Origin of the sequence: Geobacillus uzenensis (assembly GCF_002217665.1) — a bacterium.
Lineage (GTDB): Bacteria > Bacillota > Bacilli > Bacillales > Anoxybacillaceae > Geobacillus > Geobacillus subterraneus.
In genome coordinates this window covers 122,440-143,424 of sequence record NZ_NEWL01000006.1, presented here as the reverse complement: position 1 = coordinate 143,424, position 20,985 = coordinate 122,440, and the positions used below count along the sequence as shown (strand labels likewise).

Genomic DNA, 20,985 nt, shown 5'->3' with positions numbered 1-20,985 from the left:
GGCGGACGTTTGGGTGTATTTCCTCGGCGTTGTTCATGCGAATGTCATCTCGATGCTCGTTGTCATGGGTTGGCTGTATTTAGCTGTGCCGGCGCGCGTGTGCAACAGCTACTTGCTCAGCCAACAAAACGCGCTCGGCCGCATGATGATCGCGTTGGCCATCGTGCTCGCCGCTTTTTGGTCGCTGCGGCTGTTCGTTGCTGGAACAGCAAGCAAGCCAGCGAATCGCTAAGTCAACGGAACGGTCTCTCCTTGTTGCTGGAGCTGAATTGACGGACATGCGGACGGATCTTAACAGGAAAGATTCGTCCGTTTTTTGTTTGCCCCCTCCTCTTTTCCTTTGGTGAAAAGAAGGATTTTTCACCGCTGTGTCAAATCTCTTTACCGATATGGGGACAAGTGCTTGTTTCCGTTGCGTGAACGTCAGACAGGTTGGCTCAGTCAACAAGAGGTGGCTTAAACGGGTCAACAGCCGTGTCCCCAAGTTTAGAAGGTTAGTGAAAAGAGGGATCATTTCTAGCCGACATGAGGCCAGCGAAATGAGAAGTTGATGCCACCATTTTCCCTCATGTGGGAAACCATGCTGGAGAGCGGGATGTTTCGTTCAATCGCCGGTCTTCTAAGCCTCGGATCAATGTTCGATAAAGCGGGACAGCGAAAAGGGAAGGGGAGAGACAGATGAAGTGGTTATGGATGACGATGGCTTTAGCGGCCGGGATGGCCGTCTCCATACAGGCGGGGGTGAATGGCGGCCTTGGGAGACGGGTCGGGGTGTTGGAAGGATCGTTCGTTTCGTTTTTGATCGGGACGATCGTGTTGTTTTTGGTGCAATTGTTTTTCGGAAAAGGCGAGCTCATCGCCATGTTTTCCGTGCCGAAATGGCAACTGATCGGCGGCATTCTCGGCGCCTTTTACGTGTTTGTTATGGTGCTCATCGTTCCGAAAGTCGGCGTTGCCAATTCGTTGATGGCCGTGGTTGCCGGGCAGCTCGTGATGAGTTCGATTGTTGACCATTTTGGTTTGTTCGGCGGGCAGCGCATCCCGTTCGATCTGACGCGCTTCGCCGCCATAGGTTTTCTGTTTTTGGCGCTTTGGCTTTTTTTCCGCAAATGAACAGCTGGACTGGCCACGTTGGTTTCGTTTTCCGTGATCCGCTCATACTAACAATAGCATGATCGACTCGAAAGAAGAAGTGGATCAAAGTGAAACAGGCATGGCGCATTTATGCGAAAGATTTGAAACATCTCAAGACCAACTGGGCCGCATCCATCTCGGCTTTCGATCTAATTGTTCTTCCATCGCTTTACGCTTGGATTGACACTTATGTCCATACAGAGGATTTACCGGTCGGCGCAGTGAACGAAGAACGCGGGGCGGAGCTGGCTCGTTGCCGGTTTCACGCTGGAAATGAGATCGCCAAGACCTTAAAAACAACCACCAGTTAGGATCGCGATTTGTCGCGCAGAAACGAGGAATGGAAGGTGTTCGGAAGCTAGTGTCTGTTCAAGAACAGCCGAACTAGTGAAACAACATCCGACAGATGCCGGAGAGAAGATCACTCGGCTGCGTGAACTTGAGCCCATGGATGCGCGCCGAAGGAGAAAGCCGTCTAAAGCGGGTTGTTTCGCTCAAAGACTTTCTCTATTTTCTTTCGGAAGCATCTGCTACAATAGGGACGGGAGCGTTGCTCCATTTTCAATTGCCCCGTGGGAAAGGCGCCCTAAAGCACTGTCCACTATTCCGTTTGCACGATGGGAGGGCGCTCCTTGCAGGGAAAAGGGGAGAGAATCATGACGATCCGTCGACTGCTTGGTTTTGCGCTCATTTTTTTGGCGATTTCGATGTTTATCGAGCAAATTTGGTGGGTCGGGGGAATTTGTTTCTTGATTGGGGTTGGAATGGCCACCAAAAGTCCAATCGATCGAAAGTGGAGGAAAAAGAGCATATATGGTAAACATCGAGAATGATATGAATCAAACAAGGGTTAGACAGCATGATGTGAAGTTGATGAAAAAGGCAGAACAGTTTATCACAGTAAGCTATCGAGAGCTTGGAAAAAGTGAGAAAGAAATGAAGCGGCGGTTGAACGAAATCCGTTGGGAAGTGGAACAAACCGGCACATATAGCCATACGTACGAAGAGTTAAGCTATGGGGCTAAGATGGCTTGGCGGCATAGCAACCGTTGCATCGGTCGCCTGTTTTGGCAATCGCTCCATGTCATTGATGCGAGAGAGGCGGCGACCGTCGACGAGGTGTTTTCTTATCTATTCCATCATATTGAGTTTGCGACCAATGGGGGGAAAATCCGGCCTGCGATCACGCTCTTCCGTCCAAATGGGGAAGTGCGCATTTGGAATCATCAACTGATTCGTTATGCCGGTTATGAAACCGAAGAAGGGACGATCGGTGACCCATCCTCTCTCACTTTCACTCGTGCCTGTGAACAGCTTGGATGGAAGGGGGAAAAGACGCCCTTTGACGTGTTGCCTTTGGTGATCCAGGTAGGCGGCCAGAAGCCCGTTTGGACACCGGTTCCGAAAGAATTGGTGCTGGAGGTGCCAATTGAACATCCGCAGTTTCCGTGGTTTCGTGATCTGCAGGTAAAATGGTACGCCGTCCCGATTATTTCAGATATGTGTCTAGAGATCGGTGGCATTAGCTATATGGCCGCACCGTTTAATGGGTGGTACATGGGCACGGAGATTGGCGCCCGCAATTTTGCCGATGACAATCGCTACAACATGCTTCCGAAAGTGGCCTCTTGCATGGGGCTTGACACCAGCTCCAACGCATCATTATGGAAAGATAAGGCGTTGGTCGAATTGAATATCGCTGTTTTATATTCCTACAAAAAGGCGGGCGTCAGCATCGTTGATCATCATACCGCCGCGCGCCAATTTCAGTTGTTTGAACAGCAAGAGAACGCAGCTGGCCGCCATGTCACCGGCGACTGGACATGGCTGATTCCGCCTTTGTCTCCGGCGACAACGCACATTTTTCATCGGAATTATGACAATACGACCATGTTGCCCAATTTTTTCTATCAGGATCGTCCATACGAACAACAAAGGGGAGAGGTACAATGACCGTCATCATCCGCATGCGCAACGTGTCATGGATGCGGGGGACGCGCACGATTTTGCACGGGGTCAACTGGGAAGTAAAAGAAGGCGAGCAATGGGCGATTCTTGGCCTCAATGGCTCCGGGAAAACATCGCTCCTTAATATCGTCACAGGCTATCAATACCCGACGCGCGGGGAAGTGGAAGTATTAGGCTATCGGTTTGGACAGGCGAGTCTGCCGGAGTTGCGACGTCATATTGGGTTTGTGAGCAGCTCGCTCCTTGATCAATTTCACGACACGCTGCAAACCGAGACGGTTGAAGATGTCATCCTCAGCGGCAAGTTTGCGACGATTGGCCTGTATGATGCTGTTACCGACGATGACTGGGCTAGGGCGGAATCGTTCATCGAATCGTTCCGCCTCGAAGCCATCAAAGGAAAACGGTATGCGACGCTGTCACAAGGGGAAAAGCGAAAAACGTTGATCGCCCGGGCGCTGATGACGAATCCGAAGCTGCTGATCTTGGACGAGCCGACTGTCGGCCTAGACTTATTGGCGCGTGAAGAGATGCTTTCCTTGATCGAACAGATCGCTGCTCGGCCGTGCCATGTGTTATACGTCACTCATTATATTGAAGAGATTGTGGAATCGATCACCCATGTGCTGCTCTTGCAAGACGGCCGCATTGCCGCCGCTGGGCGAAAAGAGGAAGTGCTGACCGATGAGCAGCTTTCCGAAGCGTTTCGCCTCCATATTCGCGTTCATTGGGAAGGCGGGCGGCCGTGGGTGTCCGTACGCCGCTAAGCCGGCTGCTTCCGCCGCCTCTAGGTTGCGCGCTTAGCGCAAGCAGACTGTGCATCCGAGGAGATCGACCGCTATTTTGGCGTAAACCGCATTCGTCCAGCCGAATCCTTCTTGGGAAGGGTAGCGGCCAACCGTGCGGATGCTCATATCGACAACATTGTATTTTTCGTATAATTTGCCGGTTTCTACATACACGTGCGTACAAAGCCGGATCCAGCGGCGGGCGATCTCCTGCGCCTCGCGGTGATATCCATAATTTTGTAGACCTTTAATGACGATCCAGTGGAGCGGAGCCCAGCCGTTAGGAAAATCCCATTGAAATCCGGTTTGGATATTGGAGGCGGCCAGTCCCCCAGGCTGAAGGAACAAAGGCAAGTGCCGGACTATTTCGGCCGCCTGCCGTTTGGAGGCAGCCCGGGCCCATAGCGGATAAAAGGCAGCCAACGAATAATAGCGGTGCTGCCGCCCACTGGGGAAATGATAATCAAAATACATACCGAGCGGCTCGTTCCATAAATACCGATTCATCAAATCTTTTCGCCGTCGGGCGGCTTGTTCCCATTGGTTCGCTTCGTTCTCTAGGGATAGCAGGCGGGCAAACGCTGCTAAGTCGGTTTCGTACTTATAAAGCAAGGCATTGAGATCAACCGGGATGAAATAGCCGCATTGCCGATGAAAGCGGCCGGTGTAGTCCCATCCTGATTCCGCTTCTACTCTCTCATGCCAAAACGCAGGTGGGATGTACACCTCATCAAAATGGAGATACGCTTCTCCCTTTACCCGCAGCATCGACTCCAAACGATCGTAGTACTTATTGAGGCCAATATCGGGATGATAATGAGTGTTTTTGTCCATCCAGACTTCCTTGTATTCGATTTTCGCCCATTTATAAGCCAAACGGAGCCACTCTTTGTCTCCGCGCCATACCTCTTCGATCATCGACGTCAACAACGGGGGCTGCGAGCGGCTTAAGTGGGCGAGTTCAGAACTGTTAGGGATCATGCCAAATGTTTTCAATTCATAAAAGAAATTGTTCACAACGCCTCTAGCGAGTTCGTATAGTTTCGAAACGTTCAGCCCTAAAATAATGAAGTAACTGTCCCAGTAAAACAGCTGCTGGTATACTCCGCCAGGAACGACATAAGGAAAAGGAAGAGAAAACAGCTCTCCTTTGGAATAAGGCGGACTTGTTTTCGTTAATTGCCCCCATAGTTGGTGGATGGCAGAAAGCACACGTTCAATCGTTGGATCGGGACACTTGATCGTTACCTCCGGAATGCGAACGCCCAATAGCTTTCCCTCCTCCGCCTGCTGCAATCGCTTGTTACTATCATATTGCAGCAAATGGACTGTCATGCCAACCCGCATAGCGCCATCACCGCATAGCGCCATCAACGCAAAGAGGATGTCCGCCAAACGGCGTGACATCCTCTTTTTTGCTACCTAACGCTTCAAAACGCCCGGTCAACGGGCGGAAAATCGATATCGTCCGCCTGTTGACGGCCGTCAGCGGGCGTGATTTCAATGACCGGCGGCCGGCCGTTTTCAAAGCCGCGGGCGATATCGCGAATCGGGCTCATTTCATCAGGAAGGCCGGTTCCCGGAGTATAGCGCGGAACGCCAAACACAGCGCCTGATTCATCCCAGCGATCCATCATGCCAATGCACCTCCATTTTTAGTATCGCTGTTTCCCGACGGGATACGAATGGAAATGTTATCCTTTCCACCCAGTTCTTTTTAGAGCGGCAACAGTCGCCTGAGGGATACTATAAACGATGAGGCCTGTTTCATCCCACCTCTAAAAAAGTGGGCTTTCACATCTATATTATTGTAATGGAAAGGAGGCAACGTGATGGCCGATTTAGGGGGCAACTGCGCGATGGTGGAGGCGATTTGGCGCCGCCAATGCGGAGCGTGGGAGCGTAGCGACACGGCTTGTGTTCAAGCGTTTTTAGCGGAATGTGTAGCGCGCAACCTAGATCCGCAAGATGGACTCAACTGGGTCATTGAGCACCGCGCTGCGCTTCCTAACGCTGAAGCTGTAGTGGATGCGGCGCTCCGCTGGGTGAACGAACATACGTCAACCGGCTCCCCGATTTTAGGAATAGGAGCGGAACAGGAACGAGGATAAGCGTCAATGATCATCAAGGCAGGGGGAAGAAAGGCGGGGTAGGAATGGTATGGGTCATCAAGGCGAAGCATGAGAACGGAGACGGAGAGACGGCTGCGCTCGAACTAGAAAGCGAAGATGGCTGGCTTGATGCCAACGTCCGCTGGGACGGATGCATGGAAATTCATTTATACTTGGTGACGGAAGAGAGACGAGAACTGAGCGACACGTTCCATACGTGCGATTTGCAAGGATTGATTGAGCGGCTGCAATCGCTCGATGCGGTTTGCCGGTCGTTTTTCGAGTCTCAAGAGGGCGGGGGAGAAGACGAAGGACGCGGCGATGGCGGCGCTGCTGATCTTATGGACCAATGAACGGGAAGCCAACAATGCGGGCTTCTCTTCTTGCTGATGGCTCTCACTGCCTTCCCTGCTTACGATTCAAGCGCCCCTTCCGCGAAGCGAGCGGAATAACACCTCCGTTTCCCCTTCTGCCCCACCCGAAAGCAGAGACTCCTCGACGGATTGATAAAAACATTTGAAATATTTTAAATAGAGTGTATAATAAAAGAAAAAACATACCAACCGGTTAGTATACCGTGTTTTTTGGAAGCGGATTCAAAAAAGAGGGGAAAGGCGGGAGGATCGTGAGACTGAACGGAAAGGCCGCGATTGTCACCGGCGGTGCTAGCGGCATTGGCCGGGCGACGGCGATTCGGTTTGCGGATGAGGGAGCGAGAGTCGCCGTGAGCGACATTGATGAAACAGGCGGGGAGGAGACGGTTCGCCTCATTCGGGAACGCGGGGGCGAAGCAATCTTCGTCAAGACGGATGTGTCCCACTCGAAGGAAGTGAACGATCTCGTTCAAACCGCCATCGATTCGTTCGGCGCTCTACATATTCTTTTCAATAATGCCGGCATCGGCCATTCGGAAGTGCGAAGCACCGACTTGTCGGAAGAGGAGTGGGACCGGGTCATCGACGTCAATTTGAAAGGAGTGTTTCTCGGCATCAAATACGCCGTGCCGGCGATGAAAGCATCGGGCGGCGGAGCCATCGTCAATACATCGAGCCTGCTTGGAATGAAAGGAAAAAAATACGAGTCGGCCTACAACGCCTCAAAAGCCGGAGTCATTTTGTTAACGAAAAATGCAGCGCTCGAATACGGCAAATTCAATATTCGCGTCAACGCCGTCGCCCCAGGTGTCATCGACACGAACATCATTACGCCCTGGAAACAAGACGCGCGCAAATGGCCGATCATCTCGAAAGCGAACGCTCTCGGCCGCATCGGAACGCCGGAAGAAGTGGCGAATGCGGTATTGTTTTTGGCGTCCGATGAGGCCTCCTTTATTACCGGGGCGACATTGTCGGTCGACGGCGGCGGACTGACGTTTTAGACGTCAGACGACTGATACGGGACAACGGATGAAAACAAAGGTGCACAAACGAGAAGGGAGAGGAAACGAATGCGTTTTGTAAATACCGTCGCTGTGGTTACCGGAGGGGGAAGCGGCATTGGCCGGGCGACGGCCATCCGCCTCGCTCAGGAAGGAGCGACCGTCGTGCTTGTCGGCCGCACCGCTGCCAAACTGGAAGAAACCGTGCAAGACATCACGCGTCTTGGGGCGCCAGGGACGGCCGATCGGTTTGCGGCCGATGTCACGGACCGTGAACAAGTGCGCGCCTTGGCCGCATACGTCCAAAATCAGTACGGCGACTTGCATGTGCTCGTCAACAATGCCGGCATTTCGACCCATACGAAATGGCTTGAGCTCACGGAACAAGAGTGGGATGATGTGCAGCGGGTCAATATCAAAAGCGTCTTTCTCGTCTCGCAAACGCTCGCTCCGCTGATGATCGAAGGGGCGAAGCGGGAGCGCTCCAACCGGGCGATCGTCAATGTCGCGTCACTGTCCGGACATCAGGCAGGAGCGCACATTCCGCACTACAGCGCTGCCAAAGCCGGTGTGATCAACTTGACGAAATCGCTCGCCTTGGAGCTGGCCCCATACGGCATTCGCGTCAACTCCGTCTCGCCTGGCTTTGTCGAGACGCCGCTCACCGAGCGCGGCCTGCAAAACGAGCGGTTTGTCAAAGCCATTGAGCGCAATACCGCCTTAGGCCGGGTGGGGGCGCCGGAAGAGATCGCCAACGTCATTGCGTTTCTTGCCTCTTCGGAAGCGTCGTACATGACGGGCTCTGATGTGCTGGTCGATGGCGGTTGGCTCATTAAGTAGCGGTCATGCTTCGATGAATTTGCGAAAAGAAGGGCGGCGTCAAAAATTGGATGAAAGCTCCATGCAACCGGCTCCGTTGAGCACGAGGGGGCTGACGAGAGCCGAATTCGCTTTTCCCAAACTTATCAAAAGGCGACAAGAAGAAAAAAGGAAAGGGAGAGGAAGATGGAAACCGCGCATTTGCTTGTGGAACAATCGGGAGCGATCCTATGGTTGACCTTAAATCGTCCGGAGCGGCTCAATGCCTTCAGCCCGGAGATGATCGCCGGGTTGACTCGTGAAATCGAACGCGCCGCCGCGAACGATGCCGTTCGGGCGATCGTTCTATCCGGCGCCGGCCGGGCATTCAGCGCCGGCGGCGACGTCAAAACGATGGGGCAATCGAATGCCCCAAAGGCGTACGAGCATATCGGCCGCCTCAACCGGTTGATTGTGACGATAAAAGCGTGTGAAAAGCCGATTATCGCCGCCGTGCACGGGGTTGCTGCTGGGGCGGGATTCAATTTGGCGCTCGCTTGTGATCTCATCTTGGCTGCAGAAGACAGCCAGTTCATTTTGAGCTTTGCGAACGTTGGCCTTGTCTCCGACGGGGGCGGCTCCTATTGGCTGCCGCGGCTTGTCGGCCCACATTTAGCCAAGCAATTTTTCTTCACGGCCGAGCCGATTCCGGCCCGCCGTTTGTATGAACTTGGCGTCTTAAGTGAGGTTGTTCCGGCCGAGGGGCTGCACGAAGCAGCAAAAGCGCTCGCTGCCAAACTGGCCAACGGGCCGACGAAAGCGATTGGCAAGCAAAAGCGGCTGATCGAGCACGCCTTGACCGCGACACTCGAAGAGATTCTCGAAGAAGAGCGGCTCATCCAAGGATTGATGGTCGAAACGGACGACCATCGCGAAGGGGTGGCGGCGTTTCAGGAGAAACGAAAGCCGGTGTTTCAAGGCAAATAGTCAGCCCACTGTTGAGTTCATTCGAACGAGAAGCGGGACCAAGCGGACAATGATGTTAACTCCTTCGCTTGAAGCGGGGATTCGTGTAAAAACTGTTAAAAGGTCCATTTGTTTCTACCGCGATGCTTAACCTATCGAACACATTCTTTGCCAATCGTTCAAGAATCATGTCCGCCGCGAGTTTCGGCGCGACATGCTCTTATAACGAATCAGCCCCTCTGTCGCGCCTCAAGAGGCGGGAGGGGCTTGGCTTTTCATTAATAAAACGCGCACTCACTCCCGAAAGCTGTTTGCCTTTCTAGGAACAAGCTTGGCATTTCATTCTGAAAACGCGGCCGCCGCCATGGGCGCCGGCTTCGATGGCCCGATCGGCATCGCCCAAGCGATTTTAGGATAGACTCTCATGACGGGAAAAATTCGTCACCATCGGAAGAATGAAAATACCTTGGCCCATTTTCACATTCAGGTATTTTCAGGATAGAGGGCCGAACTAGCGCATCGACCGCCGGTGCGTCGCTTATCGGGCAGGGGAACCCGATGAGATCAGCCGAGGACACAGCCCCAAACGTCGGCGTTGTCCAAACGAGAGGGGGATGAGGGAGTTAACGTTCCAAACATCCGCCGTGTCGAGTGTCAACGCACACCCGTTTGCGCTTGGCCGCGCTCGGCCAATAGCCGCCTCACATCCATCATCAGCTCGTCGACGTGATCATACGGCGCATCCAGCTGCAGCATCTTCCGCAAGATTGCCCGAGCTTTCGGAGACAGATCCAACTCTTCTTCCCAGCTTTTTTCATCCTCACTTATCGGCTCGTAAGCGGAATATAATAAGAATAACGTGAAATGCCCGAGCGCATAAAAGTCGCTTCGCGGGTGCGGTTCGCGTCGCAGCCGCTTTTCAAGCGGATCGTCATCGCGGAAATCTACTCGTTCGCCGATGCGGCACGCCAGTCCGAAATCGATGACAAATACCGTTCCATTGCGCCAGACGATGTTCGGGATGCGCAAATCGCGGTGGACGATGCCAAAAGCGTGGATATACCGCACGACGTCAAGCACATCGAGCAACAATCGAAACGCCGCCTGTTCCGTGTACATGACCCCGAGGTGAAAAATCCGATCTTCCACTGTTTCTCCGTCGATATAGTCCATCACAAGATGCGGCTGTCCGCCTTCGATAAACGTATCGTATCGTGCCGGAATTTGCGGATGGCGTAAATGTGCGAGCACGTCTGCTTCGCGCTGAAGCAGGCGACGGCCGTCTTCCCCTTTTGTCCGCCGCGCCTGTTTAATGACAACAGCGCGCCCGTTGGCGCAATCGCGTCCTTTATAGGCGATGCCGTAGCTCCCCATCCCGAGTTCTTCGATGATTTCGTAGCGGCCAGACAGCACCTTTCCGCTCCGGTGCGGGCGGTCAACCCAGCGAGCGATAAGCGGATGGCGGTCAATGAATCGCTTCATCAGCTGCCAAAAAAGCTCGAGAAAAAGCTGCCGTTATGATGTTTCTTTTTGTAATGGTGATGGCCGTACTGGGACGGGGGCTGGTGTGAATGATATTTCGGGCCGTAATGGTGGTAATCGCTGCTGCTATGATGCTTTTTATAGTGCGACGAGTGATGGTGCTGCCCCAACAGCGCCTTTAACAACTTCTTGAACATCTTGATCGCTCCTTTACGGTAGATTTACTTATATATACGGAACAACAAAAAGAAGGTTTCGGATTCAAAGAGATAAATCAACCGCCAGCGTTGCACTTCTGGCGGTTGATGGCGATTACTCCTTTTTTTCGAGTGCCTGTTTGAGCAGCTCTCCTAAACTCGTGCCAAACGATTCATTGGACGGGCTGTATTTTTTCAGCAGCGCCCGCTCCTTTCCTTTCGCGGCGGTGCGTTTCGTTTCTTCCGCTTTTTCCACCCTATTGCACGGGCGGCATTGGAAATAGAGCCCGGCTTTCCCTTCGTGCATTTCCATGCGCCGATGGCATTGTGGGCAGCGGCGGTTCGAGAGCTTCGGGTCGCGCCTCCGGCGGTAGCGGCATGATAAGTTCGAGCAGACGAGCATCCGCCCGTCTTTCGTTTTCCGCTCTTTTAAGAGCGCGCCGCATTCCGGGCAGGCGAGATTGGTGAGATTCGGCGCTTTGTATACGCGCTCGCTCTGCTTGATTTCGGCGACAAGCTGCTCCGTCTGCCGGCGGATGCTGGCCAAAAACTGTTTCGGATTCCCTTTTCCGCGGGCGATTGCCTCGAGCTCGCGCTCCCAGCGGGCGGTCAACTCCGGCGATTTCAGCTCCTCATTGACGAGCTCGATCAGTTGTTTTCCCTTTTTCGTCGGATAAAAGCGGCCGTCTTTCCGCTCGACGACTTCCGTTTCGACGAGCCGCTCGATGATGTCCGCTCTTGTCGCCGGCGTGCCGAGCCCGTATTTCTCCATTTGCGCGAGCAAGTCGGCCTCCGAGTAACGGGACGGCGGTTCGGTGAACGATTGTTCCATCTCAAGCTGCACCGGTGCGAGCGTTTGACCTTCCGATAGATGGAGCCATGTTGGTTTCACTTCTGTTTCTTCCTTGCCAAGAACGGCTTGAAATCCTGCGTTCACGACCGCTGTTTCCCGGGCGACAAACGTCTCGCCGCCGATTTCGAAAGTGGCGGTTGTCGTTTCATATTCATACGGCGGGTAAAAGAGCGCCAAAAAGCGGCGGGCGATCATGTCATACAGCTTGCGCTCATCGGCCGACAGCTTCCCGAGGTCAAGCCGTTCATCGGTCGGAATGATGGCGTGGTGGTCCGTCACTTTGTCATCTTGAAACACCCGGTTGGCCGCTTTGGCCTTGCCCTTGGCAAGAAGCGGAGCGATGATGTCCTCATACCCCGATTTCATCGCCGAAAGCCGATCCGTCATCGTCGATGTCATGTCGCTTGGCAAATAACGAGAATCGGTGCGCGGATACGTGACGAGCTTGTGCTGTTCATACAGCCGCTGCAACACCGAGAGCGTCTTTTTCGCCGAAAAGCCAAACCGTTTGTTCGCCTCCCGCTGCAGCTCAGTTAAGTCATATGGCAGCGGGGCCGGTTCGCTTTTCCGTTTCCGCTTGACCGATGTGACGCGCGCCGGCTGGCCGTTGAGACGAGCCATCAGCCCGTTGGCCTCGTCTTGATCAAACAGCCGCTTCCCGCCGTGCCGTTCCCATACCGCCGCGACAGAACCGATGCGGGCATGAATCGTCCAATACGGAACGGGAACGAACGATTGAATCTCCCGCTCGCGTTCGATGATCATCGCCAGCGTCGGCGTTTGCACGCGCCCGGCCGAGAGCGGGTCGTTGTATTTCGTCGTCAAGGCGCGCGTCACGTTCAACCCGATCAGCCAGTCGGCTTCGGCGCGGCAGACGGCTGATTCATACAGTCGGTCAAACTGCGACCCGGGCTTTAACTGGCGAAACCCGTCGCGGATGGCTTGATCGGTTTGCGACGAAATCCATAAACGCCAAATTGGCTTCGTCCAGCCGATTTTTTGCAAAATCCAGCGCGCGACCAGCTCTCCTTCGCGGCCGGCGTCGGTCGCAATAATGCAATCTTTCACATCGCGGCGTTTGGCTAAATGTTCAATGGCGCGAAACTGGCGGCTCGTTTGCCGGATCACTTTCAAGCCCATTTGTTTCGGAATGATCGGCAAGTCCTCAAGCCGCCACGTTTCGTATTTCCGGTCATAGTCTTCCGGCATTTTGAGTTCGACCAAATGCCCAAGCGCCCACGTGACGATGTAGCGCGGTCCTTCCATATACGATTTATGCGTTTCTTTGCAGCCGAGCACGCGGGCAAGGTCGCGGGCGACGCTCGGCTTTTCCGCTAACACGAGCGATTTCATAAACAAACTCCTTTCTGTCGTCTCCCACTGAGTGCGGTCTGTTTACTAGTATAATGGAAGAAAGAAAAAGACGCATCCGCTAGGCTTGGCGCCTGACGAAACGGAATGGCGGAGGCGGCAAGGCCCGCTTGGAAAGGGCGGTGGCGCACGGTATCGCTCGTTGCACGCATGAAAGAGAGCATGGAGATGAAGGCCGTTTTTCTCCTGGCTTCAATTTACAACCAAATGGCCATTGTTCTAGCATCACGGTTTTTTCGTTCTTTTCGGTCATATCCATACTTTCTGCACATTTTCAGGATAAAATAGTAAAATTGGAACCATCCTACGGTCTTCATCGATAAGGAGAGAAACACGTGCAAAAGCTTTCTTGGAAACTCGGCATGCTGTTTTTTGCCTTCGTCCTGGCTGTGGAAATGGTGCTGTTCGTTTCTCTCTATGCGACGCTTGTTCACGCGCGCATCGAGGAAGAATTCGCGCAGCTTCTGGCGCGGGGAAACAGCCATCGCAATGTGTTGGAAAAAAACTACGATCACACGACGGTTGAGCATGTCGTGATGATGGAGTCCGAAGCCGAAACCGATGTCGTCATCACCGATGCCAAGCGCCAGATTGTATCGGCTTCTAGCGGCATTGTCCCGTTTGCTAGGGAACTCATTCCGTTGACTCACGGGCGCTCCATTCCCCGCGAAGGCATGATGGTCGAAACCGATTGGAAGCGGGCGTCTCATATCGCCACCGTCAGCCCGATCCAAATCGGCGGCGAAACGAGCGGGTATGTGTATATGTTTCAAGACACCCGTTCGGTCCGGACGATGGTGTACAAATTGAAACATCATTTTGTTGTCGTCGGCGTGCTGTCCGTGGCGATTACGATGATGACGATCGCCTTTTTCTCCCGCGCCATTACGATGCCGCTTCTTCGCATGAAGCGGGCGACCGAAGCGCTCAGCCAAGGCGATGTTTCCGTGCGCGTCGAAGTGAAAGGAGACGATGAGCTGGCGCAGTTAGGCAAAGCCATTCAAACGCTGGCGAACGATTTGGCGTATTTGAAACAAGAGCGGAGCGAATTTTTAGCGAGCATCTCTCATGAACTGCGCACGCCGCTGACGTATGTGAAAGGGTACGCAGACATCGCCAGACGGCCGCACCTTGCCGAGGACGAGCGAATGACATACGCGGCGATCATTTATGAAGAGGCGGAAAAGATCGAAAAAATGGTGAAAGACTTGTTTGAACTAGCTAAACTCGAGCGGCACTCGTTCCAGATCGAAACGCAGCCGACCGATCTTTGTTCGTTTTTCGCCAAACTGTGCGAAAAGCTGCGCCCGGCGTTTCAGGAAAAATCGCTGTCGCTTGTGTGCCGGTGCCCCGGTTCGGTCACAGCGGCGATCGACCAGGAGCGGTTTGAGCAAGTGATGATCAACGTACTCGACAACGCGCGAAAATATGCGTTTCCTGGCACAACGGTGGAGATTGCCGTCCATCCGCAAAAACGCGAGGTCGTCGTGGCCGTTTCCGATCAAGGAGCCGGCATCCCGCCAGAAGACGTGCCCCGCATTTTCGAACGGTTTTACCGCGTCGATAAGTCGCGATCGCGAATAAGCGGCGGGACGGGGCTTGGGCTTTCCATTGCCAAAGAGATCGTCGAGGCGCATGGGGGGACGATCACCGCTCGAAGCGAACAAGGAAAAGGAACGACCATCATCATGACGCTGCCGGAGGGATCGTGATGTACACGCTATTGTTGGTCGATGATGAAGAGCGAATGCTGGATTTGTTGGAATTGTATTTAGCTCCTAACGGCTACCGCTGCGTGAAGCGGCGTTCGGGAACGGAAGCCGTTGATTATTTGCGGCATCATCATGCTGATTTAGTGCTGCTCGATGTGATGATGCCCGAGATGGACGGATGGGAGACGTGCCGCCGCATCCGTTCATTTTCCGATGTTCCGGTCATGATGGTCACTGCCCGTGACGAGACGGCCGATATCGTCCAAGGATTGAAAATCGGAGCGGATGATTACGTGACCAAACCGTTTGATGAGGCGGAGTTATTGGCGCGCATTGAAGCGGTGCTGCGCCGCACGGCCGGCAGCCGTTCAGTCATCCGTGCAGCTGGGCTTGTCTGGGATGAACAGGAACATACGGTCCGCTACGGGGAAACGCCGATTGCGCTGACGCCGAAAGAGTTCGCCATTTTAGGGCTGTTGTTAACACACCCGAATCAAGTGTTCAGCCGCGGGCAAATCATTACGTCGTTATGGGGGGCGCTTGCGGAGACAGAGGAACGAACGATCGACTCCCATATGAAAAACATCCGCGAAAAACTGCGCCGGGCCGGGTTTCCGGTGGATGAACATTTGCAGACGGTCTGGGGCGTCGGCTACAAATGGAAAAGGCACAAATCGTAGTCTAGCCCGCACGGCTTCTAAGAAAGAGAGGCGGTCGATCGCGTGAAAGACAACATGATCGATGTTCTGCAAACATATAGCGAGGCGGCGTATCTCCTCAGCCTGCTCGCCAACCTCGCCATCAGCGTGCTCGGGGTCGTCCCGAGCGCGTTTTTGACCGCGGCCAATTTAGCCGTTTTCGGGTTTTGGCCCGGTTTTTGGATCTCGTTTGCCGGCGAAGCGCTCGGGGCGGTCGTCTCGTTCATCTTGTACCGAAAAGGATTTCGCCGGCTGCGTGAGACGACATGGCTTTCCCATCCAAACGTGAAGCCGCTGCTTCATGCAAGCGGCAAGGAGGCGTTTTGGCTTGTGTTTTCGCTCCGGTTGCTGCCGCTCATGCCATCAGGGGTCGTGACGTTTGTCGCCGCGATCGGCCGTACGTCTCTTCCCGTCTTTGCGGCCGCCAGTTCGCTTGGCAAGCTCCCGGCCTTATGGATGGAGGCGTATGCTGTCCATCAACTTCTTCGCGCCACATGGCAAGGAAAGCTCATTTTGGCCGCCTTATCCGCGGCGATCTTTCTTTTCGTCTGGCGGAAGATAAGGCGAAACAAGGCCGAATGACATGAATCCGCCAAAAAGACGGTCAGTCTAGGCGCAGCGTCGCCCTTAGCGGCAAATGGTCGGACGCTGTCGGCCTGATGGCCACCACTTGTGCGTCTATAGCGTGAAGCTGCCGGCTGATAAAGATATAGTCAAGCCTCCGCCGCGGGCGAAAAGACGGGTACGTATCGCCATTTCCCGTTCCTGCTTTTTGCCACACATCATCCATTTTTCGGGTCATTTTGTTCCAAGGCTTTGAGCCAGGCCTCATGTTCCAGTCACCCATGATGAGAGACGGAAACGGTTGACGGTCTAGCTGGCCGATAATGAAATCGGTCTGTCTTCGATGCAAAAACGGGTTGAGGCTTAAGTGGGTGACATAGCCCGCAAACGGTTGGCCCTGAACGTCAATGATGGCTTCAAGCAGCGACCGTCCTTCGGCCATCTTGAGCCCCATATTCAACGAATGACTCTGGTGAGTGGCGATCGGGTAGCGCGACAACAGCCCGTTTCCGTATTGGCGGGCGATTCCGAGTTGGTTTGCCCCTAATGAGACGGAAGGGCTGAACGCATGATGCATACGCAACTCTTTGGCAAGCCATGAAAAAAGCCGCAGGAGGCTTGTTGGCGATGGCGTTGGCGCTAGGGGCAGGAACGGTTGTCTTGGCCGATACGAACGGTCCGCTCACGTTTGACCAAATGCTCCCTCATATGAAAAGCATGCATCCGAACTTGTCGGAGCAGCAGTTGCAAGATATGTATAACGCCTGCCATGGGGGAAACGGAGGAAAAACGGGCCAGCCGTCTCAAACGATGATGAATCGGTTTTAGCAAACAAAAGAAGCGGCTTGCATCGCAAGGTGGCGGGTTTATGAAGGAAGGGATGGACAAGTGCCATCATCCGTCGCCGATCGGGCCGCTTTTCTTTTTTGTCCTAAAAAGAAGGAAATTCATTGCATCTATATACCCCGTTCGGGTATAATGTATATAGATCGAGGAAAGAGGTGAACAGGATGACCCACCCGCCGCAAGAAGAACATGCGGTTCACCGGACGATGGTTCCGCGCACGAAAGAGGAAGTGGAGAACATCATGAAACGATTGAAGCGCATCGAAGGGCAAGTGCGCGGCGTGCAAAAAATGGTGGAAGACAATCGCTATTGTATAGATATTTTAGTGCAGATTTCCGCCATCCAAGCGGCGCTGCGCCAAGTAGGAATGCAGCTGCTTGAACGTCATGCCAGCCATTGCGTGGCGAAAGCGATCCGCGAAGGAAACGGCGAACAATCGCTTCGCGAGCTGATGGATGTGATCAAACACGTTTCGAAATAAGGGGGGGGTGACCGATGGGAGAACGGAAAACGGCGACGCTTCACATCACCGGCATGACGTGCGCCGCCTGCGCCAACCGGATCGAAAAAGTGTTGAACAAACTAGACGGAGTCGAGGCGAACGTCAACTTGGCGATGGAGCGGGCGACGATTCAATACGATTCCGAAAAGCAGCGCCTTCGGGATATTGAAACGAAAATTGAGCAACTAGGCTATGGCGTGGCAAAGGAAAAGGTGACGCTCGATATTGCCGGGATGACGTGCGCGGCGTGCGCGACGCGGATTGAAAAAGGGTTAAAACGGTTGGAAGGCGTCACCGCGGCGACGGTCAACTTAGCGACGAACAGCGCCGTCGTCGAATACGAAGAAGGCGTGCTGTCCATCGAGGAGATTCTCAAGAAAATCGAGCATCTTGGCTACAAAGGACGCCCCCGTGAGGAGCAAACGGATGTCCGCCATGAAGACGAATGGAAACAAAAGCGGCGCCGGCTCATGTTGTCAACGGTGCTCTCGCTGCCGCTGTTGTATACGATGGTCGCCCATTTGCCGCTCGATCTCAGTCTGCCGATGCCGCATGGGCTGATGAATCCATGGGTGCAGCTTCTCTTGGCCACTCCGGTGCAGTTTTACATCGGCGGCCCGTTTTATCTCGGTGCGTACCGGGCGTTGCGCAACAAGAGCGCGAACATGGACGTTCTTGTCGCTCTCGGCACGTCGGCGGCCTATGTTTACAGCTTGTATGAGGCGCTCAAAACGCTGGCTGACCCGGGCTATGCGCCAAGATTGTATTTTGAGACAAGCGCGGTGTTGATTACACTCGTTTTCGTTGGCAAATATGTCGAGGCGCTCGCTAAAGGGCGGACGACAGAAGCGATTTCGAAGCTGCTGAGCCTGCAGGCCAAAGAGGCGACTGTCATCCGCAACGGTGCCGAACAAAACGTGCCGCTTGAACAAGTCGTTGTCGGCGATACGATCATCGTGCGGCCCGGTGAAAAAATTCCGGTGGACGGAACGGTCATCGCCGGGGCCTCATCGGTCGACGAATCGATGATCACGGGCGAATCGATTCCGGTCGATAAAAAAGAAGGCGACTCTGTCATTGGCGCGACGATCAACCAAAACGGCGTGTTGACCATCCGGGCGGAAAAAGTCGGGAAAGATACGGCGCTTGCCCACATTGTCCGCATCGTCGAGGAAGCGCAAGGGTCCAAGGCGCCGATTCAGCGGATGGCCGATGTCATCTCCGGCATTTTTGTCCCAATTGTCGTTGCCATCGCGGCCGTTTCGTTTCTCGTTTGGTACTTTTTCGTGGCGCCGGGCGACGTCACCGCCGCTCTAGAGGCGGCCATCGCCGTGCTCGTCATCGCTTGTCCGTGCGCGCTCGGTTTGGCGACGCCGACATCGATTATGGTCGGCACCGGCAAGGGGGCGGAATACGGCATTCTCTTTAAAGGAGGGTGAAAAACGTGAAAAACAGGAGAATCGTATGGGGAGTTGCTTCTTTGGCAGCGGCTTTGTTGCTGTCCGCCTGCGCAGGCGCTGGAAATGACGAAGCGGCGCCAAAAGAAAACGCCAGCCAAGAAGAAAACACCCCTCATGCCGGCCACGGGGAAATGAATCACTCCGGTTCAGGCGACGTCCCGGCTGGATTGGAAGAAGCGAAACAGCCAACCTACCCGGTCGGAAGCAAAGTCATCATTCACGCCGACCATATGCCGGGGATGAACGGGGCGGAAGCGACCGTTTCCGGGGCGTTTGACACGACTGTCTATACGGTGACGTACACGCCGACAACGGGCGGTCCTCCGGTCAAAAACCATAAATGGGTGATCCACAAAGAAATCGAAAACGCCGGGGATGAGCCGTTTCAGCCGGGCGACGAAGTCGTTTTGAACGCTGACCATATGAAAGGGATGAAAGGCGCGAAAGCCGTCATCGACTCCGCTCAACAAACGACGGTGTATATGGTCGATTACACCGATACAGAGACCGGCGAACAAGTGACCAACCATAAATGGGTGACCGAAGACGAACTGTCGCCGGTGAAATAAGGAATCGATGGCAAGGGGGTCTTCCCAAGTCGTGAGCTTGAGCGCTTCGTTTGGGGACGACAGAAAACAGGCGCCGGCCATAACGGCACGAGCGCCTGTTTTTCTGAACTCTTATTTAGGCGGATTGTTCGTCGACGTTTTGTTCCGGCCGCCGGTTTTGCTTTTCTTTGACCGCCCCATACATCGCCAGAACCGCCAGGATCACCAGGCAAAGAACTGACCCGATTCGATGATCGCGCTGAAATAAAAAGCTTACCCAAATCGCGCCGAGCGACACGACGGCGATGAGTGTCGTGTACGGAAATGCTTTGACGCGGAAGAACGGATTTGTATCGTAATGCGGCCGCAGTTTCAGTTGGGCCGCGCCGATCATCATCCAGACGATCAGCACCGTAAACCCGGGGATCGTCATCAGCTCGCCGATGATTCGCCCCGGCGCCAAGTACGCGCCAACGATCCCTAACGCGATGCAGAGAGCGACCATTCCCATCCCGTAGATCGGAACCCCCTGTCGCGTCGTCCGCAACAAGCGGCGGCTCGCTTCTCCTTGTTCGGCCATCGAAAAGAGCAAGCGGGACGTGGCGTACACCCCGGTGTTCGCTGCCGATAAGACGGCAATGAGCAAAACGGCGTTCATCACATGGGCGACACCCGGAATGCCGGTGGCCTCGAGCACTTGGACGAACGGGCTGTTTTCCGCCGATACGGCGTTCCATGACATGATGCCGCAAATGATGGCGATCGGCAGCACGTAAAAGCCGATGACCCGCCATACCGTCGTTTTGATCACCCGCGGCAGCACCCGGTCAGCATCTTTCATCTCCGTCACCGCTACACCGATCAACTCGGCTCCGCCGTATGAAAACATGACGACAAGCAAGGCGCTGATCATGCCGCCGACCCCATGCGGAAACCAGGCGTCATACGTCGCATAACGGCTCCATGGGTTTCCGTCCGCTCCTTCAATCACTCCCAACCACATGCCGGCTCCAAGCAAGATGAACACAGCCAGCGCCGCCACTTTCAACCCGGCGAGCCAAAATTCTGTTTCCCCATAGTAGCGAACCGGAAACAAGTTCAGCGCGATGATAAACAGCGCGCAACTCAGAGCGAGCAGCCAAAGCGGCACCGACGGCATCCAATAGCGCAAAAAACTGCCTGCCGCCAGCAGCTCGACGACGGTGACCAACGTCCAGTTCGCCCAATACAGCCACCCGACGAGAAACGACCAGCGAAAGCCAAACGCCCGGCGGATCAAATGCTGAACGTTTTCGCCCGGATAGGCGATGGCCATCTCCGCTAAGGCGGCCATAATGAGAAACAACAGCGCGCCACCGAGCAAATACGTAAGAATAACGCTCGGTCCGGCCATGTGAATCGTATCAGAGCTCCCTTTGAAAATGCCGGTGCCGATCATGCCGCCTAGCGCCATCAATTGCACATGGCGGGGCAGCAGCCCTCTTTGCAATGAGGGGCGGGAATGTTCCATACAGCAACAACCTTTCTCACACGAAGTTCATTCCATGATGTACTTTTTTGCTTTTACGCTTTTATGCAGTTAAGCAAAAAAGATAGTTTTAGAATATA

At 54.3% G+C, this 20,985-nt stretch carries 23 protein-coding genes and 1 pseudogene; 17 read left to right on the top strand and 7 right to left on the bottom strand.

Features of this window, described 5'->3' with window-relative positions; genetic code table 11:
- Positions 1-13: 13 nt before the first annotated feature.
- The 5 genes from B9L21_RS08115 (at position 14) to B9L21_RS08095 (ending at position 3,869) form a co-directional block, all read left to right on the top strand.
- Positions 14-232 (top strand): hypothetical protein, encoded by a 219-nt coding sequence (locus tag B9L21_RS08115; protein WP_225995638.1) that lies wholly within the window; start codon positions 14-16, stop codon positions 230-232.
- 446 nt (positions 233-678) lie between these two features.
- Complete coding sequence (locus tag B9L21_RS08110) at positions 679-1,113, top strand: DMT family transporter (protein ID WP_063165942.1); 435 nt, start codon at positions 679-681, stop codon at positions 1,111-1,113.
- Positions 1,114-1,202: 89 nt separating this feature from the next.
- Positions 1,203-1,445 carry a hypothetical protein gene (locus tag B9L21_RS08105; protein ID WP_063165941.1) on the top strand — a complete coding sequence of 81 codons (243 nt, stop codon included), beginning with the start codon at positions 1,203-1,205 and terminating at the stop codon, positions 1,443-1,445.
- Positions 1,446-2,007: 562 nt separating this feature from the next.
- The gene (locus B9L21_RS08100; RefSeq protein ID WP_269465523.1) at positions 2,008-3,087 is read left to right on the top strand and encodes a nitric oxide synthase oxygenase; all 1,080 of its coding nucleotides are present in this window, start codon (positions 2,008-2,010) and stop codon (positions 3,085-3,087) included.
- Complete coding sequence (locus tag B9L21_RS08095) at positions 3,084-3,869, top strand: ABC transporter ATP-binding protein (protein WP_063165939.1); 786 nt, start codon at positions 3,084-3,086, stop codon at positions 3,867-3,869. Before B9L21_RS08100 ends, B9L21_RS08095 begins: the two co-directional genes overlap by 4 nt.
- Positions 3,870-3,902: 33 nt before the next feature.
- On the opposite strand, the gene B9L21_RS08090 is transcribed toward B9L21_RS08095, so the two are convergent.
- Both B9L21_RS08090 and B9L21_RS08085 read right to left on the bottom strand, forming a co-directional pair.
- Positions 3,903-5,285, bottom strand: a complete 1,383-nt coding sequence (locus tag B9L21_RS08090) for a trehalase family glycosidase (protein ID WP_225995637.1) — start codon at positions 5,283-5,285, stop codon at positions 3,903-3,905.
- Between the two features lie 35 nt (positions 5,286-5,320).
- On the bottom strand, positions 5,321-5,527 hold the full coding sequence (locus B9L21_RS08085; RefSeq protein WP_063165937.1) for a hypothetical protein: 207 nt from the start codon (positions 5,525-5,527) through the stop codon (positions 5,321-5,323).
- Between the two features lie 195 nt (positions 5,528-5,722).
- Here B9L21_RS08085 and B9L21_RS08080 point away from each other — a divergent pair, with 195 nt between their 5' ends.
- From B9L21_RS08080 to B9L21_RS08060, 5 genes are all read left to right on the top strand, one after another.
- A complete protein-coding gene (locus tag B9L21_RS08080) occupies positions 5,723-6,001 on the top strand; it encodes a hypothetical protein (RefSeq protein WP_225995636.1) in 279 nt (92 codons plus the stop codon).
- Between the two features lie 44 nt (positions 6,002-6,045).
- Positions 6,046-6,354 (top strand): hypothetical protein, encoded by a 309-nt coding sequence (locus tag B9L21_RS08075; RefSeq protein WP_063165936.1) that lies wholly within the window; start codon positions 6,046-6,048, stop codon positions 6,352-6,354.
- 272 nt (positions 6,355-6,626) lie between these two features.
- The gene (locus B9L21_RS08070) at positions 6,627-7,379 is read left to right on the top strand and encodes an SDR family NAD(P)-dependent oxidoreductase (RefSeq protein WP_063167352.1); all 753 of its coding nucleotides are present in this window, start codon (positions 6,627-6,629) and stop codon (positions 7,377-7,379) included.
- 69 nt (positions 7,380-7,448) lie between these two features.
- A complete protein-coding gene (locus tag B9L21_RS08065; RefSeq protein ID WP_063165935.1) occupies positions 7,449-8,219 on the top strand; it encodes an SDR family NAD(P)-dependent oxidoreductase in 771 nt (256 codons plus the stop codon).
- A 165-nt stretch (positions 8,220-8,384) separates the two neighbouring features.
- The gene (locus B9L21_RS08060; RefSeq protein WP_063165934.1) at positions 8,385-9,164 is read left to right on the top strand and encodes an enoyl-CoA hydratase/isomerase family protein; all 780 of its coding nucleotides are present in this window, start codon (positions 8,385-8,387) and stop codon (positions 9,162-9,164) included.
- 633 nt (positions 9,165-9,797) lie between these two features.
- On the opposite strand, the gene B9L21_RS08055 is transcribed toward B9L21_RS08060, so the two are convergent.
- The 3 genes from B9L21_RS08055 to B9L21_RS08045 all read right to left on the bottom strand — a co-directional run bounded on the left by B9L21_RS08055 (position 9,798) and on the right by B9L21_RS08045 (position 13,028).
- Complete coding sequence (locus tag B9L21_RS08055; RefSeq protein WP_063165933.1) at positions 9,798-10,625, bottom strand: serine/threonine protein kinase; 828 nt, start codon at positions 10,623-10,625, stop codon at positions 9,798-9,800.
- The gene (locus B9L21_RS08050; protein ID WP_063165932.1) at positions 10,625-10,822 is read right to left on the bottom strand and encodes a hypothetical protein; all 198 of its coding nucleotides are present in this window, start codon (positions 10,820-10,822) and stop codon (positions 10,625-10,627) included. The genes B9L21_RS08055 and B9L21_RS08050 overlap by 1 nt, the downstream gene beginning before the upstream one ends.
- A 115-nt stretch (positions 10,823-10,937) precedes the next feature.
- Complete coding sequence (locus tag B9L21_RS08045) at positions 10,938-13,028, bottom strand: DNA topoisomerase III (protein ID WP_063165931.1); 2,091 nt, start codon at positions 13,026-13,028, stop codon at positions 10,938-10,940.
- A 353-nt stretch (positions 13,029-13,381) separates the two neighbouring features.
- On the opposite strand from B9L21_RS08045, the gene B9L21_RS08040 reads away from it, so the two are divergent.
- Genes B9L21_RS08040 through B9L21_RS08030 form a run of 3 tightly spaced genes read left to right on the top strand, consistent with a single transcriptional unit; the run spans position 13,382 to position 16,038 of the window.
- Positions 13,382-14,758 (top strand): sensor histidine kinase, encoded by a 1,377-nt coding sequence (locus B9L21_RS08040; RefSeq protein ID WP_063165930.1) that lies wholly within the window; start codon positions 13,382-13,384, stop codon positions 14,756-14,758.
- Positions 14,758-15,438 (top strand): response regulator transcription factor, encoded by a 681-nt coding sequence (locus B9L21_RS08035; protein ID WP_063165929.1) that lies wholly within the window; start codon positions 14,758-14,760, stop codon positions 15,436-15,438. The genes B9L21_RS08040 and B9L21_RS08035 overlap by 1 nt, the downstream gene beginning before the upstream one ends.
- Before the next feature lie 54 nt (positions 15,439-15,492).
- Positions 15,493-16,038 (top strand): TVP38/TMEM64 family protein, encoded by a 546-nt coding sequence (locus tag B9L21_RS08030; RefSeq protein WP_409071370.1) that lies wholly within the window; start codon positions 15,493-15,495, stop codon positions 16,036-16,038.
- Positions 16,039-16,060: 22 nt separating this feature from the next.
- Here B9L21_RS08030 and B9L21_RS08025 read toward each other — a convergent pair whose 3' ends face one another.
- Positions 16,061-16,597: an endonuclease/exonuclease/phosphatase family protein gene (locus B9L21_RS08025; protein ID WP_063165927.1), complete on the bottom strand. Its 537-nt coding sequence runs from the start codon at positions 16,595-16,597 to the stop codon at positions 16,061-16,063.
- Between the two features lie 50 nt (positions 16,598-16,647).
- Between B9L21_RS08025 and B9L21_RS08020 the strand changes: the two genes are divergently transcribed.
- The 4 genes and pseudogenes from B9L21_RS08020 (at position 16,648) to B9L21_RS08005 (ending at position 19,398) form a co-directional block, all read left to right on the top strand.
- Positions 16,648-16,848, top strand: a complete 201-nt coding sequence (locus tag B9L21_RS08020) for a CUE domain-containing protein (RefSeq protein WP_225995635.1) — start codon at positions 16,648-16,650, stop codon at positions 16,846-16,848.
- Positions 16,849-17,030: 182 nt separating this feature from the next.
- On the top strand, positions 17,031-17,348 hold the full coding sequence (locus B9L21_RS08015) for a metal-sensing transcriptional repressor (RefSeq protein WP_063165925.1): 318 nt from the start codon (positions 17,031-17,033) through the stop codon (positions 17,346-17,348).
- A gap of 14 nt (positions 17,349-17,362) precedes the next feature.
- Positions 17,363-18,805, top strand: a pseudogene (locus B9L21_RS08010) (heavy metal translocating P-type ATPase); the annotation flags it as partial.
- Positions 18,806-18,813: 8 nt separating this feature from the next.
- Positions 18,814-19,398, top strand: coding sequence for a YdhK family protein (locus B9L21_RS08005; RefSeq protein WP_063167351.1), 585 nt, complete (start codon positions 18,814-18,816; stop codon positions 19,396-19,398).
- A 115-nt stretch (positions 19,399-19,513) separates the two neighbouring features.
- Here the strand turns inward: B9L21_RS08005 and B9L21_RS08000 are convergent, their stop codons facing one another.
- Complete coding sequence (locus B9L21_RS08000) at positions 19,514-20,887, bottom strand: amino acid permease (protein ID WP_063165924.1); 1,374 nt, start codon at positions 20,885-20,887, stop codon at positions 19,514-19,516.
- Positions 20,888-20,985 lie beyond the last annotated feature (98 nt).